The 18,627-nt window shown below is 40.6% G+C and carries 15 protein-coding genes; 7 read left to right on the forward strand and 8 right to left on the reverse strand.

Going from position 1 to position 18,627, the window contains the following annotated elements:
* Nucleotides 1-428 precede the first annotated feature (428 nt).
* The 3 genes from NST97_RS00735 to NST97_RS00745 form a co-directional block, all read right to left on the reverse strand.
* The gene (locus NST97_RS00735) at nt 429-3,074 is read right to left on the reverse strand and encodes a DUF2309 domain-containing protein (RefSeq protein ID WP_341342800.1); all 2,646 of its coding nucleotides are present in this window, start codon (nt 3,072-3,074) and stop codon (nt 429-431) included.
* Nucleotides 3,067-4,566 (reverse strand): NADH dehydrogenase subunit 5, encoded by a 1,500-nt coding sequence (locus tag NST97_RS00740; protein WP_339199980.1) that lies wholly within the window; start codon nt 4,564-4,566, stop codon nt 3,067-3,069. The genes NST97_RS00735 and NST97_RS00740 overlap by 8 nt, the downstream gene beginning before the upstream one ends.
* Before the next feature lie 349 nt (nt 4,567-4,915).
* On the reverse strand, nt 4,916-5,284 hold the full coding sequence (locus NST97_RS00745) for a DUF2294 domain-containing protein (RefSeq protein ID WP_311067132.1): 369 nt from the start codon (nt 5,282-5,284) through the stop codon (nt 4,916-4,918).
* A 771-nt stretch (nt 5,285-6,055) separates the two neighbouring features.
* On the opposite strand from NST97_RS00745, the gene NST97_RS00750 reads away from it, so the two are divergent.
* The 4 genes from NST97_RS00750 (at nt 6,056) to NST97_RS00765 (ending at nt 11,977) form a co-directional block, all read left to right on the forward strand.
* On the forward strand, nt 6,056-7,411 hold the full coding sequence (locus tag NST97_RS00750) for an aspartate kinase (protein WP_339199543.1): 1,356 nt from the start codon (nt 6,056-6,058) through the stop codon (nt 7,409-7,411).
* Nucleotides 7,412-7,830: 419 nt separating this feature from the next.
* Nucleotides 7,831-9,558 (forward strand): methyl-accepting chemotaxis protein, encoded by a 1,728-nt coding sequence (locus NST97_RS00755; RefSeq protein ID WP_339199546.1) that lies wholly within the window; start codon nt 7,831-7,833, stop codon nt 9,556-9,558.
* 210 nt (nt 9,559-9,768) lie between these two features.
* Nucleotides 9,769-10,230, forward strand: a complete 462-nt coding sequence (locus NST97_RS00760; protein ID WP_063389390.1) for a MarR family winged helix-turn-helix transcriptional regulator — start codon at nt 9,769-9,771, stop codon at nt 10,228-10,230.
* A 94-nt stretch (nt 10,231-10,324) separates the two neighbouring features.
* Nucleotides 10,325-11,977, forward strand: coding sequence for an EAL domain-containing protein (locus tag NST97_RS00765; RefSeq protein ID WP_341342801.1), 1,653 nt, complete (start codon nt 10,325-10,327; stop codon nt 11,975-11,977).
* A gap of 133 nt (nt 11,978-12,110) precedes the next feature.
* Here the strand turns inward: NST97_RS00765 and NST97_RS00770 are convergent, their stop codons facing one another.
* The gene (locus NST97_RS00770) at nt 12,111-12,209 is read right to left on the reverse strand and encodes a YjcZ family sporulation protein (protein ID WP_063389388.1); all 99 of its coding nucleotides are present in this window, start codon (nt 12,207-12,209) and stop codon (nt 12,111-12,113) included.
* A 75-nt stretch (nt 12,210-12,284) separates the two neighbouring features.
* Nucleotides 12,285-14,084, reverse strand: coding sequence for a DNA ligase D (locus tag NST97_RS00775; protein WP_339199550.1), 1,800 nt, complete (start codon nt 14,082-14,084; stop codon nt 12,285-12,287).
* 33 nt (nt 14,085-14,117) lie between these two features.
* Between NST97_RS00775 and NST97_RS00780 the strand changes: the two genes are divergently transcribed.
* Nucleotides 14,118-14,645, forward strand: coding sequence for a D-glycero-alpha-D-manno-heptose-1,7-bisphosphate 7-phosphatase (locus NST97_RS00780; protein WP_063389386.1), 528 nt, complete (start codon nt 14,118-14,120; stop codon nt 14,643-14,645).
* On the opposite strand, the gene ku is transcribed toward NST97_RS00780, so the two are convergent.
* From ku to NST97_RS00795, 3 genes are all read right to left on the reverse strand, one after another.
* Nucleotides 14,642-15,484 carry a non-homologous end joining protein Ku gene (gene ku / locus NST97_RS00785; RefSeq protein WP_063389385.1) on the reverse strand — a complete coding sequence of 281 codons (843 nt, stop codon included), beginning with the start codon at nt 15,482-15,484 and terminating at the stop codon, nt 14,642-14,644. The two genes, NST97_RS00780 and ku, sit on opposite strands and share 4 nt — an antisense overlap.
* Before the next feature lie 165 nt (nt 15,485-15,649).
* Nucleotides 15,650-15,817 (reverse strand): twin-arginine translocase TatA/TatE family subunit, encoded by a 168-nt coding sequence (locus tag NST97_RS00790; RefSeq protein ID WP_063389384.1) that lies wholly within the window; start codon nt 15,815-15,817, stop codon nt 15,650-15,652.
* A gap of 175 nt (nt 15,818-15,992) precedes the next feature.
* Nucleotides 15,993-16,187 carry an alpha/beta-type small acid-soluble spore protein gene (locus tag NST97_RS00795; protein WP_063389383.1) on the reverse strand — a complete coding sequence of 65 codons (195 nt, stop codon included), beginning with the start codon at nt 16,185-16,187 and terminating at the stop codon, nt 15,993-15,995.
* A gap of 373 nt (nt 16,188-16,560) precedes the next feature.
* On the opposite strand from NST97_RS00795, the gene NST97_RS00800 reads away from it, so the two are divergent.
* Together NST97_RS00800 and NST97_RS00805 are read left to right on the forward strand one after the other, a co-directional pair.
* Nucleotides 16,561-17,763, forward strand: a complete 1,203-nt coding sequence (locus NST97_RS00800; protein WP_339211275.1) for a quaternary amine ABC transporter ATP-binding protein — start codon at nt 16,561-16,563, stop codon at nt 17,761-17,763.
* Nucleotides 17,753-18,613, forward strand: a complete 861-nt coding sequence (locus NST97_RS00805; protein ID WP_339211276.1) for an ABC transporter permease — start codon at nt 17,753-17,755, stop codon at nt 18,611-18,613. Before NST97_RS00800 ends, NST97_RS00805 begins: the two co-directional genes overlap by 11 nt.
* Nucleotides 18,614-18,627: the final 14 nt, after the last annotated feature.

The following is an 18,627-nucleotide window of genomic DNA, read 5'->3' on the forward strand; positions in this document are numbered from 1 at the left end:
TCCATACAAGCCATTTGTTCTTTATTCGTCATTAACATGGTTATCAACTTCAACTTAAGCGATGAATAAATAAAGATTCTAACTAACGGTAAAGGCTGTCGGGAAACACTCCGACAGCCTGATTTTCACTTCACCAACTTTTTGAAAACGTCATGTTTTGCTTTGACATTTACAAAAAAGAATGGAGAGTAGACGGCTTTCTCTTACATAGTGATTACGGGTTCATCAAGTCAATATAACTGCAAAATGAACCCAAGATTATTTTAGAAAAATATGGAAAACTCCTCCGGAGAATTTAAGGAAAAGTGTTTCAATCTGTACTTTTTTCGATCAGGGTTCCTGTACGACAAATATGTCAACTTGACAACCATCAACGGTTTAATACCGCTTCAATCGCTTTTTAGTCTTGCTACTTCACAAGGGTCACTTCAAATTGGCTCGGTATAAAACTCGCCATGAATCCTATCAAACCTCCATTTCAGCCAAGCCCCTGTTTCAGGTTCAATGGAAGAAAGACGGAGCCATCCGTTTTTCACTTTTTGACGGAAAAAGGGATTGTCCCGGAGCAGCCGCTCGATATAAAAACTCGGTGCTTCAATGATCAAGAGTAAACGAAGGGGGGAATGGAACAGCTCCCCGTCGGAAGAAGCAACCGACTGCCACGGAAGACCGGAAAGCAAGTCGCTCCCATTCCCTTGCATCACCCCGAATCCACCTGTAACCGTCTGCGTCGTTTTGCTGCCGCTTCCGTAATAATGCGGTGCAACGGTTGATGCGTAATATTGCAAATTGATCCATTGCCCGACCGTAGCAGGACCGGAGATGATATTTTCAAGTGCTTCGCCGGATTGGTCTTTTCGCCAGTCATAGCTGTGTAAAAACACTTTCCCGTCTAAATGGCAATGTTTTGTAAGCGTCCTGCGGCCGATAATAAAGGCTGCGTTTCCAGCCAATCCCCATTCAGGACGGATTTCGCTCCAATCGACGGAACGGCGGCTCGCCTCAGTCACCGGATTTTTCGACTTGCCGGTGCAAGGGAGATTCGCCAGCCGTTCGGCGTTTGCTTTCCGTTTCACTTCTTCTAGCTTTCCTTTTAGTAAACGGAGTGACTGCTCTGCCTTTTTCGATAAGGTTGGCAAATCGAGTAAGTAGAGTTCGTCGACCGTTGTGATATGTTCCGCTGCCACAAATACGGTTTCATCTGGAATGAAGATCCCTTCCTTCACCAGTCCTTCTCTTACTTCCTGCAAGTTACATAGGCTTGCAAACACGCGGGCATTAAAAGCTCCGGCTGTTCCGCCGCACGCCCCGCAATCAAGGGAGGAGGCATACGGGTTATTCGTTGTCATACTTTCGTGACCGCAGACAACGACAAGGGGGGCAAAAGACGATGTTAACCCGATATTTGTTAACAATTGTTTTACGTACTGAACTTGTTCTTCTGTTGTAAACCCGATGGGCAAACCGGATGATGAACAAGACACTTCATGATGCAATGACAAGTTTGTCGGCGGCTTCCGTTCAGCTGTTTTTTCAGCTTGCTGGAGAAAATGGCCCGCCCATCTAGGGGCAATGCTTCTGGCGATTGTATGCAAACCAAGCCATGGGCCGCTCATTTCTGGAAGCAATAAACTCGCTAATGCATCTTTTTTCATTTTTTTAAAGGTGCCCCCGATGAACTGAAATACATTGAGCCGGCGACGGTATTTTGCAGCATCATCTTGTGCAGATTCGTAAATTTCATGCTTCGGCTCAATGATCGCAGGACAAGAAGGATGGGTATGGTCGCTGTCAAGTTCACGCGTTCGGATCGGCAAACCGAAAAATCCTGCGCAACCGTACGTTTCAAATGGACCGGATTCCTCTAAATGACGGCGAAAAGGCTCGGAACGGACATCAATGCAGAAAAGAAACTGGACGGCGGCCTGCTCTTTTTGTCCAATGTATGGACGGGATGCAATTTTTTCTTGCAGCCGGGATTCGTACGTCTCTTCCCACGCCTCGAGCCAAAGGTGATAACGATTGATCCACCAAAACCGGTCGGCAAACAATAAACAGGATGTCATTTCATCCTTCGACAATTGCCTCCACTCATCCACAGATATTCCTCCCCAATGGATCCATGCGGCCAAAAGGGGAAGTAAACTTGAAACGTCAGCCTTTTTCTCCTGTTCCAGCGGCAAGTAAGGGGAGACAAATGCCCATTCTAACGAAAGACGAATGGCCAAATAATCAACTAACAGTTGGAGGCCTTCTCCACTTTGCTGCGAACGCCACTTTAACATGCCGGCCCATCCCGGCAATGCAAGAAGATGCGATTCTAAATAGTCTTTCGCCTTTTCATCGTCTATATCAAGCAGCGACAGCGAAAACAACAGTGCTGTTTCCGCATCTTCCGGCCAGTCAGCTAGGCGTTTTCTCTCATTTTTTGAAAGAGCCGGATCGTTTTGGATAAGTTTTTGCCAAGCAGGATAAAATCCCTGTTCCCGGAAGGGCATTGCCCATGCAGCTTGATTATCATCCAAATATAGTTTGCACCATTTGATCATTTGTTGATCAAGCCGTTCGTCTAGCTTGTAAATGCGGGTACAAATCGGCTTCACCACCGCTGCGTTTGTGGAACCGATCCACTCGGCTATTTCCTCCGCCAGCTCGTTCAGTTCTGATGAATCTAACCATTCATGTGGTACGGTTTCGTTCCACAAAAGTGCATGGCACAACTGTTCCGCTTTGTGGCGATGAACGGGTAGAGACTGCTCGGAAAGCCAGTTCTCCAGCTGTTTTTCAACGAAGGAGGGATTGATCTCGCCTCTAGCGAGAGCTTTGCGTACAACCGCCATTGTCGGATACAGGTGAACATGCTGGGTTTGTTGAAAATGCTCGGCTACTTCGGTAAACGGCATATGTTCAAGTTCCATCCACGGATGCCGTGCAATGAACGTTGAAATCGGCCAAAGGGGAGCAATTGCATCGCATGCCTGTTCCACGAGCTGAAGAATAGAGCGGGACACATCTTTCTTATTTCGTTTACTTTGCTCTTCAGGACGTTCAAGTGAAATCACTGTTTTACTCATGGGTCATCTCCTCCTTCATATATGCATGCAAATAAAGGGGATGCCGTTCAACCGCAGACAGACTGGGCTCGCCAAAATGAACAAGCCGCATATAAAATCGGGCAGCAATACCGGAAGAACGTTGTTTAAAGAGCTGTGCCAACGCCAATGCGGAAACAATAAACAAAATGAAAGTAAGCCATTCAAGGACAAGCGGAGGTGCAAAGTGAGAAGCCTCTGCTTTATGCAGCATGGCCATTAGTCCGCTGCGCACTTCTTCTGAAATAAATGCCAGTATCGCTGCTAGTGCCAACCCAAGCCATCGACCTTCTCGGAAAAGCGCAAATCTGCTCCATGCAATCGTCATGGACGAACCAAGGAGCAAAGCGCTCAATAGGCGCGCCGGCTCTTCCGGCGAAACGGCCCAGAAGCCGAATCCAAGTGCCAAGCCAAGCATCGTGCCGACAAACCTATGTCCTTTTTTGTGCACCAATGTTCGTGCCGAATGTCCCGGACGGGGAACAGCCGATCCGGACTGTAAAAATAAAGTCGCTTTAAATAAGCCGTGCAAAATAAGATGAATGACTGCCGCCTCGTAAGCGCCTAATGCACATTGAATAAGCATCATACCCATTTGTGCCATCGTTGAGGCGACTAGTTGCCGTTTATAATCTACTTGAACGAAACTGACGCCGGTACCGATCATGACGGAAATAAACGCGATTAGAAGAAGGAGAGCGTGTGTGACTGTGTCCGTAAACAACGGTGAGAAATGCCAAAGCAAAAGTCCTCCGGCATTGACAAGACCGGCGTGCATCACAGCCGAAACCGGCGTCGGCGTTACCGCAGATTCAAGCAGCCAACGGTGGAAAGGCCATTGCCCGGCAGGAATGATGGCCGCCAAAATAAGCAGCAAGCTTATTCCGGCTGTCTCCCACCATTTAAGATGAGACAACTTATCCGTTGATAAAGCGCCCGATAACTTCCACTCCCCAGTCGCATGAAACAGCCAGACAGACACTGCACATACCGCAAGGGAAGAAACAAAAAACATTGTTCCCATTTGCACCGCTTCAGCTTTTGCCGGCCGCCATTCTTTTTTTAAAGCCGTCAAAAAGACAAGACCGAAAAGAGGCATCGCCCAGCAAATGCTAAACAGGCGTAGATCATCAGTCATCCAAGTGCTGGCGGAAGAGCCGGTTGTCCATGTCAAGAATAGAAAATATAGCCGGTAGACTCGATCCCCATGCAAATATCGAATGGAAAACCGCTGGATGATAAAGCCGAGTGTTGAAATATAGACCGCCATCATCCAGCTAATCGTGTCGAGCCGCCATGGTCCGGCTTTTATTTCCGCGCCAGAATAAATCCACCCGAAGAATGCCGAAGCAATCGGCAAAAGAAGCAGGCCGACGTGAACATGTACATACCAGTCGGGCACACGAGGATGCAGATAAATCAATGCGCTTATGAGCACAATCATCAATGCTGCCAGCCATCCGAAAACCAACATTTCTTGCAAATTTCGTTCCTCCTCTGGTGTGACCTTTTTGAAAGAAAAAAACCGGCTATGTCATTCTAAGCAAAACAGCCTTTTTTAAGAAAATGACTGTCTTTTGCCTAAAAATGACGATAGCCGGTTTACCTTAAACCAATTTCGATTGGCTTAGATCTCCCGTTTCAGTTTTCCCATTGTCGGTTTACCTTCAACGAACCTACTAATAGATTCCGTAGGTTTTTTGAAGGTCTGCCGACTTTGGCAATTCTCTCGTATTTTTTCAAAAAAAGTTGTTTTCATTATACATCATCGTTTTCAAGATTGCACGTATTTTTTTAGAGATTTATAGAAAAAGCGTTTACGTTTATTTAAGGAGTTTCTTTTCCAAATTTTGAAACAATTTAAACACCATAATTCGCTCCCCGGTTTGAGTACTAAGGTCCGTATGGAAACTTTTTACTTGCTCTTCTGTAATTTGAAAAATCATCTCTTTCAGCTCATCAACCCCGGATTCGACTAAACTGGAGCGGATTTGTTTCACAGACAACATCCCTTCTTTAGACTCACAGAGGGCATATTCCGCTGGGGTTAGAATACCTTGCAGCGATACAATAATCATATCCCGCAAAATATCCGTTTTGACGGACACAGATCCGCGTCCAAGAAAATCTTTTTCCCATTTTGTTAATGCTTTGCTGATTTCAGCCTCGATACTGCCTTTCGATTGATTCATGATGTTTCACCTCTCTAACAGGTACATGACAAGGAATTAAAGTTCGAAAATGATAAAACGACTGATACATTCGTATTCCCTTTTTTGATCAATAATCATTATTATAATCATTATCGGCTTTGGCTGCTAGAAAAAAATCATTCTTTGTTTGAATCAATCATTTTGAAATGGCAATTCCATCATCAATTTAGGAATCCAAAAGAGATTGTAAAGCATGGATAAGAACACCGTTTACCCGAGGCCCAGTCGTCACTCATCTTTTAAGGTTTCTAGAGCGTAAAAGGGAGCGCGTCCCCAGTTGTCGAAAAAAGCAGTAGCCATTAACCATCGAACGATAACAATTTTCAACATCCGAGATGTAACCTGTTCAGCGTTTTATCATTGACAAAGATACAGGTTTTCGCTGCAAAAAATATCGGAAAATGTTCCAACCAAACAAAGCTGTACGGCGAGATGTATTCTTTGAGCGCTAAAACAGCGTATTTCAACCATAAAGGATCTGGTGAAACGATTGAAACATGATCTAATTTTTCTTCTTGGGTGATATACTAGAAGATATGAAAGACTTGATTCTTCTTCAAGTCATAGAAGAAGGTTGTTGATGAGGAAAACGCACCGTGAACGCAACTAATTAAAAACCGAGAGTTTAGCTGTAATGATCATTTAGGCACTGAAAAAACTATTGCAACAATCAGCATGAAAAGAGATAATAAGATTTATATGGAATTTTATAAAATATTGCTAAAATTATTGGTAGGGGATGTAGTAAATATGAAAGTTGTAAAGTTTGGTGGAACGTCCGTTGCATCTGGGCAACAAATTCAAAAAGTGTTCGATATCGTCACATCTGATCCGAAAAGAAAAATTGTCGTTGTTTCGGCTCCTGGCAAAAGATTTAAAGAAGATGTGAAAGTGACCGACTTATTAATAAAGTGCGGGGAAGAATATTTGAACAATGGCAGCGTAAAGGAAACATATGAAGCTGTTGTGAACAGATATGTTGAAATTGCTAAAGAATTAGGATTATCTAATGATATTATTGATCGAATTTCTGCTGATTTGCAAGAAATTTTACATGGGGACAAATCAAATCCTGCCCGTTTTATGGATGCGGTGAAGGCCAGCGGTGAAGATAATAATGCAAAACTGATCACTGCGTATTTTCAATCGCGCGGAGTTGAAGCCCATTATGTGAATCCTAAAGAAGCAGGGCTTATTGTGAGCGATGAACCAGGCAATGCACAAGTGCTGCCGGAAGCCTATGAAAATTTAAAAAAGCTTCGTGATCGCTCAGGAATTCTGATTTTTCCTGGATTTTTCGGCTATTCAAAAGACGGAAAGCTCGTCACCTTTTCACGTGGCGGTTCCGATATAACCGGTTCTATTTTGGCCAACGGGGTCGGAGCGGAAATATATGAAAACTTTACGGACGTAGATGCGGTCTATTCCGTAAATCCAAATTTTGTTGAAAATCCAAAAGAAATTCGGGAGCTTACATATAAAGAAATGCGTGAGTTATCTTACGCTGGCTTTGCAGTATTTCATGACGAAGCACTTATTCCGGCATTCCGTGCAGGAATCCCGGTAAATATTAAAAACACCAATAATCCATCGGCTCCTGGTACAAAAATTGTACATGAACGAACAGATTCTAACGGCCCTGTCGTGGGCATCGCCAGTGATACCGGTTTTTGCAGCATTTATGTCAATAAATATTTAATGAACAGAGAAATCGGTTTTGGCCGAAGATTGTTGCAAATTTTAGAAGATTTTGGGCTGTCATATGAACATACACCTTCTGGAATTGATGACATTTCTGTCATTTTGCGCCAGGACCAGTTTGATTCGGAAACAGAACGGAAAGTTGTAGAGCGGATCAAAAAGGAACTGGAAGTCGATAATATAGAAGTTGCTTATGATTTAGCGGTAATCATGATTGTTGGCGAAGGAATGCGGAAAAATGTCGGAACGATGGCCAGAGCTGCAACAGCGCTTGCAAACAGCGGTGTGAACCTTGAAATGATCAATCAAGGGTCATCAGAAGTGAGCATGATGTTTGGCGTAAAAGGAACGGATGAAAAGAAAGCCGTAAAAGCGTTATATGAAGAGTTTTTTGGGACTAAATAACTTAATCAAAATTGTCCACGCCTGCAGACAAAATGTATTTTCTGTCTGCAGGCTGTTTTTTTGTTGGAACAGATAAGATATTTATGGAGATCCGGTACTTTTTTTCTGATGAATGAGTGGCTTTTTCTTTGAAAATAGCAAGTTCATTCTCCATTTCAAAAACGAGCGATTTTACTTTTTGCTTTCTAAAAGGGCAGTCTATTTATTGAAAAACATATGGCGACTTTACATATGCGATTTCAAGCGGATTAAAAAAGATTTTGCAGAAAAAGTTATGGTAAACGGTCGTATGCCTCTTAAAAAGCTAGTCGTCTGAAGCATTGATGATGAAACTGGGTCGATTTTACTATTCTTTAAAAATGATGAATTTTGCACCGATATAAATAAAAAAGGGGTTTGGGAAGGGGATCGTAGATCATATGAAAAAGAATAAAACAGTGACAAGGATCACTACTTCCAAAAAGCAAGGCGGATTGAGAAGAAGGCTGCTCAGAAGCTTTGGAATATTAATGCTGCTAACATGTTTAATGGCCGTTATTAATTTTGGGGTAATAAAAAATTTAACAAATCATACGGAAAGCATCATGAAGGAAGATGTAGAAGGACTGATCCAAAACGAGAAAATGCGATACAATATTGCAGAACGCATTTCATTAATAAACCAGTTTCTTCTATATGGGGACCGAGACATTCGTCAAAAATACGAAGAATTGGCAAAACAGAGCAGCGAGATTCAAAAGCAGTTATTGAAATTGAATTCTTCACAGCAAATGAAGGATTTAGTTGCGAAATGCCACCAATGGGAATTGCTTGTCCGACACGAGGTTTTATTTGACTATGATATGGGGAAAAAGAATGATGCTTTAAAGCAAATGAAAGAAAGTGTACAACCGCTTGGGGAAACGATTATTCAAGAATTTGAAAAAGTGACGTCGGATCGACAAAACGATGTAATCAAAAGCGGAAATAATATGATTCAACTTAGCAATCTATCTATCATCATCATATTAGCTGTTTTGGCCTCCATACTTTTAATCGGTTTCATCATGTCCTTTAAAATGGCTCGTTCCATTACGAATCCTTTGATCAAAATCGCCGGCCAAATGGAGCAAATATCTAAGGGAAATCTAATGTTGGAACCGTTATCAATAAAGTCGAAGGATGAAATCGGCGAATTGATGGAAGCTGTCAACGAAATGGGGAATCAGCTTCGAAAGATCGTGCAAGACATTCATCATGCTTCAGATACTATGTCAAAACAAAGCAGCGATTTGCTTTCTTCCTCTAAAGAGCTAAAAGAAGGAAGCAACCAAATCGCTGCGACAATGCAAGAGCTGTCGGCTGGAGCAGAATCGCAAGCTAATTCTGCCTCAGAGCTTTCTGAAGCAATGGGTATGTACATGGATAAGATTTATCAAATACATAGGAATGGAAAAGAAATGTTTGATAAATCGAGAGAAGTGCTGGAGTTGACGGACAATGGCAGCAAGCTGATGAATCAATCGAAAAAACTTTTTGATTATATGTTTACAGGCATGCAAAGCAATATGAAAAAAATTAAAAAACTTGATGAACGCTCAAAACAAATTTCCAAACTCGTTGAAGTTATTCAATCTATAGCTGATCAAACAAATTTGCTCGCGCTAAATGCAGCGATTGAAGCGGCTCGAGCGGGGGAACATGGAAAAGGATTTGCAGTAGTTGCAGACGAGGTCAGAAAATTGGCTGAACAAGTTTCCAGTTCCGTTGTGGATATTCAAAAAATCGTGGAAGAAGTCCATAGCGAGACGAATAAAGTGACGAAAAGCTTTGAATTAGGATTTCAACAAGTAGAATCGGGAATGGATTCAATGAACGAAACGAGTGCCGCATTTCAACAAATTAAAGAAACGATTAAAGAAATTTCCGAAAGAATCAACAATGCTCAAAATGATTTAACTGACATGTTATCAACGAGCGAATCGATTAATGATTCGATTTCCAACATCGCATCGATTTCGGAAGAGGCGGCTGCAGGTATTGAACAAACATCAGCTTCAGCAGCAACGGCAAATGAGTCAGCGGCAACTATTGCTTCACATGCCGAATCCATGTCAAATCTGGCTGAAGATTTGCAATCTTTAGTGAAAAGGTTTCAAGTTCAATAATCAATTTTTACGAACCGTATGACAAAATAAAAGGATGAATGGACTGTAAAGCGTGCAAGCATCTTGCTGCACGCTTTTATTTTTTTCGATAAGAAAAGATTTTGACTGACTGTTTGGTAGAGCGCACTTTTAAAATGACAGCGTTTACATAAACTGTTTTTTCCATTAAAATGAGCATTATAAAATAAAAAAAGGAAAAGGGGATTGGAAATGTTTTTTTCCTATACTCAAGAAGAAATGGAGAGGGCTTTAAACTTGTTTCATACGCTTGCAAAAGCGTATAAAAACGTTTCGGATCACGCCAATCGAGACAGCAAGGAGCATGGTTTGAATCCAACCGAATATGCTGTATTGGAGCTTCTGTACATAAAGGGTCCGCAAAAACTTCAGCAAATCGGGTCAAAACTATTGCTTGTCAGCGGTAATGTAACTTATGTTATTGACAAGCTTGAAAAAAACGGGTGGATTTATCGGGAAAAAAATCCGAAAGATAAACGGTCAGTTTATGCAAATTTATCGGAGAAGGGGCGCCAATATTTTGATGAAATATATCCGATCCGCGCCTTAAGGATGGCGAGAGTTTTTTCCGGCCTATCCGAAGAAGAACAAGTGCAATTGATCGAACTGTTAAAAAAAGCTGCAGACTCCAGCAATAGTGTGCTGTTTCGATAATTTTTATGAATGAAATTCTATGTAATTATTGAATAAAGCTATGTTTATACCGATATAAAAAATGAGAACCCATAGTTGAGGAAGTGTTAAAATAATGGATCGCCTTTTTCAACAATTTTATGACCTCATTTTTCAATTTCACCCTGATGTGATCGTTTTTTGTGATCCAAGCGGATTGGTCAAGGAAGGCAACAGAATGGCTGCGCATTTTTTGCAAAAGAAAGGTTCGATTTATCATTTTTTTCATTCTTCATCCAGAAAAGAGATTCAGCATCTTTTTGAACAGGTGAGGATAACCGGCGAACCTGCAACTTTTGAGGCAGTTGTTGAGGAAACGCCTTCGTCCATCTTATGCCTTCCTTTATATAGCAATAATTTTTTTTATGGTTATGCGCTGATTATAAGAGATATTTCAAAAGTAAAGGAAGCGGATGAAAAGATTCAATATTTAACGCAATTTGACGATTTGACAAAGCTGCCAAATGAACAAGCTACTTTCAACCGTTTAGAGTATTTATGCCAAACAGAAAAAAATCCTGCTGCAGTTGTGAAGTTTCAAATTAACCGCTATAAATACATAAACGAAATTTTTGGGAAAGATATTAGTAATGAAGTGATTAAGTCATTTGCAAGGCAGTTGAGAAATATTTTTCCCGATACATACTTTATAGGTCGATTGTCAAATGACGAGTTTTTAGTTATTGTTTACAATGTTGTAAATAAAGATGAGATGATTCGTGATATTGTGCATCGTATCAATAAGCTGGAAGATATACTTGTCATCAACGATTTGGAAATTTATTACGACTACAGCATTGGCATCGTGTTTTACCCGGTTCATGGAAGAACGCCGAAAACTTTAATTAAAAATAGTGAAATTGCTATCAAAATGGGGAAAGAAAAAAACGAGCGCATTGCCCAATTTAATAATCATAACAGCAAATCGATCGAACGAAGAATTTTTATAGAAAATGAGCTTTACAAAGCTGTGAAAAAAAGAGAATTATGTTTATATTATCAACCGATCGTCGATACAAAAGAAAAAAAAATTACCGGCTTTGAAATGCTGCTCAGATGGAAACATAAAGAGCTTGGGATGATTCCCCCTTCAGAATTTATACCGATTGCGGAAGATACAGGGCTTATCGTAGAAATCGGCAAATGGAGCATGGAAAAAGCTTGCCAGCAATTAAAGGAATGGAGAGATAAGGGCTTCCGTGACTTGAAAATCAGTGTCAATTTATCTATTAAACAATTTTACCAGCATGATGTTGTGAAAATGATTACGGATTACTTGACGATGTATGAAATTCCGCCTGAATGCTTTGAGCTTGAATTTACCGAAACCGTCCCAATGTACAATTTTGAATGGTTTTTGGAAATCATCCGTAAGTTAAAGAAACTAAATATAGGTCTGAGCATCGATGATTTCGGAACAGGCTATAGTTCGCTCAGCTATTTAACGAAGCTGAAGCTGGATAAAATTAAAATTGACCGTTCTTTTATTCAAAACATTTATTTAGAGCACGACCACAATGTCGTTGTAAAAACGATCATTGCTCTAGCACAAAATTTGAAGCTTTCCATCGTAGCGGAAGGCGTCGAAAAAAAAGAACAAGTATTTTTTCTGAATCGCCACCATTGTTTTCAAATGCAAGGTTTTTATTTCAGCAAGCCTGTTTCATCTGATGAAGCATTCCAACTTTTGCAAAATTGGCCTGAAAAGAAAAATCAATTGTTCATTTGAAAATCTTGATCGTCGGATTTAGATTGATTACTCTTAAAAAAATATTCTGCTTTTAACAGGTGAAACCGGCAATTTTGCCGGTTTCAACGAGAGAATAAGCTCTGGCATTTTTGAAAAAGTCAAAATGCAATATTTACCATCCCCACCAAGATGCACCAACAATAATGAGAAGGATGAACAGAACGACGATTAACGCAAAGCCTCCGCCGTATCCTCCAGATACTCCAGACATATGAAAACCTCCCTGTGAAATGTTTTATTACAGTTATAAACTATGCTGAAGAAGCTCAAGTTGTATAGGCGGTTTTCATAATAAATGCTCGACAATGGCCTTAATTTTTTCATGCTGATCGATGGAAAAATAATGTTTCATTGGACAAATACCTGATTTTACCCTGTTGATGCAGTAGTCCATTGTAAAAGATTCAGCGTCAAGCTGTTCATTGACTTCATTCCAATGAAGCGGAGCGGCAACCGTTCCATTTTCGACTCCTCTGACGGAATAAGGTGAAATGATCGTTTTTCCCTCTGCATGCTGTAAAAAGTCAATATAAAGGCGGCTGCCCCGGTTTTTCTTCAAGCGTTCAATCGTAAATTCGTTCGGATGCTGTTCGGCTAAATAATTAGCGAAAAAAGACGTAAACCGCCTCGTATCCTCATATGAGAAAATGTTGGTGCCGATCGGAATATGAACTTGAATTCCTTTGTTTCCGGAAAGCTTTGGAAAGGAGGCAATCTCAAACCGATCTAAACATTCCTTCAGCTTGTTTGCAGCATAAACAGCCAAATGAAATTCGTTTTTCGACGGCGGATCTAAATCAAATACAATTTCCGCCGGCTGTTTTTCCTTCCACGTATTAAAGGGGATATGAAATTCAATTGCGAGCTGGTTGCCAAGCCACATAAGCGTTTTTTTGTCATTGCAAATGATATAATGAATCCCGTCGATTGCTTTTGTCTGAATAAATTCCGGGGCATAATCAGGACAATTTTTTTGAAAAAATGCTTCTCCCAACAAACCGTGCGGATAGCGGATCACCGTTAAGGGGCGGTCTTTTAAAAATGGAAGCATATAATCGGAAATTTCCAATAAATAAAGCAAAAAATCTTGTTTTTGTATATCATGTTTCGGCCAAAGAGGTTTTTCAATATGTGTGACAGCAACATCTTTGACATTGGCTTCAGCCATTTTCAGCTGCAAAAAAGTGCAGTCTGTCCAATCATGTTCCAATGCAAAGGAATGGAAAGAAGGTTCTCTTAAACTGCCGCCGTCAATGGAAAGAAACCGTACTTTCATGCAAATGGCCGGCTCTATAGTATATAGATGGTTTTCCTTTTTTCCTTTCTTTTTTATAATCTCCAACAACGCTTGTTTTTGGTTGTCAGGCATACCGTGAGAAAAAACGCCGGCTTGCACAATTGTTCCTTTATGATGAACAGAAATATGCATGTAGCCGTTGTTTGAATCAAATCCAGTGACAAAAAAGAGCGCTTCTTTAAAGTTTTTGATTTTCAGCCATTGTGATGTTCTTTTCTTGTTCTCATATGTGCTTAACATATGTTTGCAAACAACGCCTTCTCCATCATGCTGGACAATTTTTTCCCATAATTGGGAAAACTGATGATATGCTTGAATCATTTGGATCGGGACCGGATTCTCTGGACTAACATGCAGCGGTAAACCGAGTTGTTGAAATAAGGAGGATAGTAGTTCTTTTCGGCTGGAAAGGGGTTTTTTTGTTATATCCTCTCCTTGCAGCAAAAGTATATCGAAAACGAGAAGCTGATATGCTTCGGTCGTTTCATCGCTTTTTCTTTTCCATTTTCTTTTTAAAGAGGCAATATCAGCGGAAAAAGCTGTTTTGAGCATAACAAGCTCTCCGTCCAAAACAAGCGGAAAAAAAGGACGCCATTTTTCTATTTGTTTTTCGATAAAATGTTTAATTTCCGGGAACGATGGGGATAAATCGTTTCCATTTCGGCTCATGAGAGAAATACGGTCTTCGTCAGCTTGCAATATCGCGCGAAAACCATCATATTTTGGCTCATATAGCCATTGCTCCCCTTCCGGAATATGGAAAGATAATGTCGGCATCATCGGTTGCATAGTGTTCACCCTTAAAGATTGGAGGATAGATTTGTGAAAAATGCAGTTTTTTTAGACAGAGACGGCGTTGTAAATGAAGTGATGACCAATCGTGTCCGTTTCGTAAATAAGCCTGAAGATTTTTATTTGCTAAAAGGAGCAGCTGAAGCTGTTGCGCTTTTGAACAGATCCAATTTTGACGTTTTCGTTGTCACAAATCAGGGCGGAATCGGATTAGGATACATGTCAGAAAAAATGCTCCACAAAATCCATGAAAAAATGGTTCGTGAAATTGAAAAAAAAGGCGGAACGATTAAAGAGGTTGCCTATTGTCCCCACGCACCTAAAGAAGGCTGCGCCTGCCGTAAGCCGGAGCCGAAGATGATTGTTGATTTGGCAAAGAAATATAACATCAATATAGAGAACAGTTATATGATTGGCGATCGTGAAGTGGATATCGCTGCCGGAAAGGCTGCAGGAGCTAAAACGATATTAGTAGGCAGCCGCCATCAAGAAAAAATAGCTGATTTTCATTTTCCGGATTTGCTGTCGGCCGCCCGCTTTATTGTCCGGCAAAGCTAAGCTTTTTTGCGGGTCGTTTTCGTTTTTTTGCCTGCTGCACCGCTTTTTTCTTCTCCCTTTTTATTTAATGATTTTGAGCGTTCGATGCTTGCCTCAAGCGCACTCATTAAATCGACTACGTTCTTTTTTGGAGACGGTTCAGCCGTTTTTGTTTCGTTTTGCTGTACTTTTTGTTCAATTTTTTCTTGAATCCGCAAACGGTATTCATCTTGATATTTCTCCGGTTGGAACGTTGTTGTCAGCTGATCGATAAGCAGCATGGCAGCGTCCAGCTCTTTTTTTTCAATATTGGTATTTTGAGGAACCCCGGGAACGTCACGGGCGTTTCGCACTTCATCTGGATAATGAATTGTTTCCATTAAAATGACGTCCTCATATGTCCGGATGACAGCCAATTGTTGTTTAGAGCGCATTGAAATCTTTCCAATTCCAATCTTCCCTGATTGTTTCAATGCTTCACGAAGCAATGCATACACTTTTTGTCCGTTTTCGCCTGGACCGATATAATATGACCGGTTAAAATAAATCGGATCAATTTCCGGCAAATTCACGAAATCGACGATTTCAACCGTTTTGTCTTCATTTTCTTCCTTCAGAGCTGCTAATTCCTCATCTGTTAAAATAATGAATTTGCCTTGTACATATTCGAACCCTTTCACAATGTCATCGTTGCCAACTTCTTCGTCGCAGTTTGGACAACGTTTTGCGTATTGAATTGGGGTATGGCATTTTTTGTGAAGCTGACGAAATTTCATATCCTTGTCTTCTGTAGCAGAAAACAGTTTGACCGGGATGTTGACGAGCCCGAAGGATATGGAACCTTTCCACATCGTATGCATATTCATTCCGCCTTTCCGTAAGTTACCTTTTCTTTCTCTTTATTTTTAGCGAAAGGATCAGAATGATTTGTGTTAAAAAATGTAAGTTACATACTCGAAAAACGGTTCATACAAATTCCGAAAAAAGAAAAAATCGGCAATTTGCCGATTTTACGGTTGAACCAATTATTTTTTTTCATTTTTTTCTTCTTCGTCAAGAATTCCTTTTGTAGCCAGCTTGAATTCCCGCAGCGTTTTTCCTGCTGCTTTTCCAAGCTCCGGAAGCTTGCTCGGTCCAAAAAGCAAAAGTGCAACGAAAATGATTAAAATAAATTCTGTCCAACCAATTCCCATGTTCTATTCCTCCTAAAAAATGTTCCATTTCATGCCGTTATGCAATCGGAACATGAACAAATAAAACTTATGAAACATCATCCAACATCATTTTACCCTAAACAATATGAAAAATGAAGCATTTGGACGAACATGGGAAAGGATAAAATGTTTGTATTATTTACAAAAGTCTATTTTAAGGCTGTTTTCCGCTAAAATCAGCCTGAGCTTGTGCAATTAAACGCTTTGTCATTTCTCCTCCAACAGATCCGTTTGCGCGTGAGGTAGTATTTGAACCAAGGTGGACACCAAACTCTTGCGCGATTTCCATTTTAAATTGTTCAAGAGCTTGTTCAACTCCTGGAACAATTAATTGATTTCGCCTTGCCATTCGAATTCAACTCCTTTTTGCCTGTTTACGCATAGTTTGCAAAAAAGAAGTGATCTGATGTGTGGAACTTGTTGGTTAAAAATAAACAATGTAGTTGACCGTAAAATGTTGATATTGGTATGAATTTACCAGCATATAAAAGGAAATGTAAGAAAACTATATAAAAAAACTATTCAGTACAAACTGACCATTAAATATAAGAGATATCCGCTATATACCGCGTTTGTGTCCATCAAGAAAAATTAGTTATACTTATAAAGCAACGAATCGTTCGGGTTTACATATTTTTATTATGAGCTATTAAAGCTTAGTATGACAATTTTATCGGCGTATTATTTTGAAAATATTGAATTTTATAAAAAGGGGTGGAAAAATGCCGATCATTGAGGTAAAAAATTTAACAAAAATTTTTGGTAAAAACCCCGCTCAAGCATTGAAGCTATTAGATGAAGGATTTTCAAAGCATGAAATTTTACAAAAAACCGGACATACAGTGGGAGTGAATCGCGCTTCCTTTTCCGTTGAGGCTGGAGAAATTTTCGTCATTATGGGGTTGTCTGGAAGCGGCAAATCCACATTGATAAGATTGCTCAACCGGTTGATTGAACCGACTAAAGGAAGCATTTTTATCGATGGGGACAATTTATCAAAAATGGATAAAAAATCATTGCGAGAGGTGCGGAGAAAAAAAATCAGCATGGTTTTTCAACGATTTGCCCTATTTCCGCACCGAACGGTTTTAGAAAATGCAGAATTCGGACTTGAAATTCAAAAGGTCCCAAAAGAAGAACGAAGGGAGAAGGCAATCAAAGCGCTTGAAATGGTCGGATTAGGACAATATTTGGAGCAAAAGCCTAATCAGCTGTCAGGCGGAATGCAGCAGCGCGTAGGACTTGCGAGAGCATTGGCAAATGATCCTGAAGTGCTGTTGATGGATGAGGCCTTTTCAGCCTTGGATCCGCTTATCCGAAAAGAAATGCAGGATGAATTGCTCGATCTTCAAGGGACGATGAAGAAAACCATTATATTTATTACACATGATTTAGATGAAGCTTTGCGGCTTGGAGACCGGATTGCCTTAATGAAAGACGGATCGATTGTGCAAATCGGTACGCCCGAAGAGATTTTAATGAATCCGGCAAACGACTATGTTGAAAAATTCGTTGAAGATGTAGACAGATCGAAAATATTGACGGCGCAACATATTATGAAACGGCCCGAAACGATCAATATTGAAAAGCATGGACCGCGTGTTGCATTGGAAAGAATGAGAGAAGAAGGGATATCCACCATTTTCGTTGTTGACAGCAAACGGAATCTAAAAGGTTATGTAACAGCTGATGATGCATCAGAAGCAAGAAAAAAAGATGTTCGTGATATTGAAGAAATATTGCGGACAAATGTTCCGAAGGTTGAAAAGGACACTCCAATGCATGATATTTTTACGGTCATCCACGACTCGCCGATACCAGTAGCAGTAGTCGAAAAGGAAAAATTAATAGGGATCATCGTTCGCGGGTCAGTCATCGCGGCTCTTGCAGGTGAAAGCGAGGTGAGCACAAACAGTGCTGAATAATGTGTTGGATTTTGTTCCGAAAATTCCAGTTGCGGAAAAGATCAAACAATTTACGGACTGGGTGACAAATTCTTTTTCGTTTTTGTTTGATCCGTTAAAAAAATATTTTGAGGATTTAATGGAATATGTGGCGGATTTGTTGGGGGCTGTGCCGCCTGTTTTAGTCATATTGATCGTTGCCATTATTGCCTTTTTTATAAGCGGAAAAAAGTTTGGCCTGCCGGCATTTTCCATCGTCGGCCTTTGGTTTATTTACAACCAAGAGCTTTGGGATCATTTAATAAGTACATTTACTTTAGTTTTGATGGCAAGTTTATTATCCGTCATCATCGGTATTCCAATAGGTATTTTAATGTCTAAAAGCAGAACAGCGGAAGCAATGATTACTCCTATCTTGGATTTTATGCAAACGATGCCTGCATTTGTCTACTTAATACCTGCCGTTGCTTTTTTTGGCATCGGCATGGTGCCGGGAGTGTTTGCATCATTAATTTTCGCGACACCTCCTACCGTTCGTTTTACGAATTTAGGAATTCGCCAGGTGCCGAAAGAATTGATTGAAGCTTCTGATGCATTCGGTAGCACAGCAGTTCAAAAACTATTTAAAGTAGAACTGCCGATGGCGAGAGCCACAATTATGGCCGGAATCAATCAAACCGTCATGCTGGCATTATCAATGGTTGTCATTGCCTCGATGATTGGAGCGCCGGGTCTTGGAAGAAACGTGTTATCCGCTTTGCAGCGCGCTCAAATTGGTCCCGGATTTGTTGCAGGTATCGGTATTGTCATATTAGCCATCATTATCGACCGCTTCACTCAAAGCATGAACAAGAAGCATGATCATGTATAGCAAGTTGGTCTTTT

The organism is Aeribacillus sp. FSL K6-1305, assembly GCF_038050115.1.
GTDB lineage: Bacteria > Bacillota > Bacilli > Bacillales > Aeribacillaceae > Aeribacillus > Aeribacillus composti.

Excerpts from the sequence above, each read along its gene's own strand:
- NST97_RS00795 (WP_063389383.1), bottom strand. The coding sequence starts at position 16,187 with ATGGCAAGGCGAAATCAATTAATTGTTCCAGGAGTTGAACAAGCTCTT.
- NST97_RS00740 (WP_339199980.1), bottom strand. The coding sequence starts at position 4,566 with ATGTTGGTTTTCGGATGGCTGGCAGCATTGATGATTGTGCTCATAAGC.
- NST97_RS00770 (WP_063389388.1), bottom strand. The coding sequence starts at position 12,209 with ATGTCTGGAGTATCTGGAGGATACGGCGGAGGCTTTGCGTTAATCGTC.
- NST97_RS00755 (WP_339199546.1), top strand. The coding sequence starts at position 7,831 with ATGAAAAAGAATAAAACAGTGACAAGGATCACTACTTCCAAAAAGCAA.
- NST97_RS00790 (WP_063389384.1), bottom strand. The coding sequence starts at position 15,817 with ATGGGAATTGGTTGGACAGAATTTATTTTAATCATTTTCGTTGCACTT.
- NST97_RS00765 (WP_341342801.1), top strand. The coding sequence starts at position 10,325 with ATGGATCGCCTTTTTCAACAATTTTATGACCTCATTTTTCAATTTCAC.
- NST97_RS00800 (WP_339211275.1), top strand. The coding sequence starts at position 16,561 with ATGCCGATCATTGAGGTAAAAAATTTAACAAAAATTTTTGGTAAAAAC.
- NST97_RS00750 (WP_339199543.1), top strand. The coding sequence starts at position 6,056 with ATGAAAGTTGTAAAGTTTGGTGGAACGTCCGTTGCATCTGGGCAACAA.
- NST97_RS00775 (WP_339199550.1), bottom strand. The coding sequence starts at position 14,084 with ATGCAACCGATGATGCCGACATTATCTTTCCATATTCCGGAAGGGGAG.
- NST97_RS00760 (WP_063389390.1), top strand. The coding sequence starts at position 9,769 with ATGTTTTTTTCCTATACTCAAGAAGAAATGGAGAGGGCTTTAAACTTG.
- NST97_RS00745 (WP_311067132.1), bottom strand. The coding sequence starts at position 5,284 with ATGAATCAATCGAAAGGCAGTATCGAGGCTGAAATCAGCAAAGCATTA.
- ku (WP_063389385.1), bottom strand. The coding sequence starts at position 15,484 with ATGCATACGATGTGGAAAGGTTCCATATCCTTCGGGCTCGTCAACATC.
- NST97_RS00735 (WP_341342800.1), bottom strand. The coding sequence starts at position 3,074 with ATGAGTAAAACAGTGATTTCACTTGAACGTCCTGAAGAGCAAAGTAAA.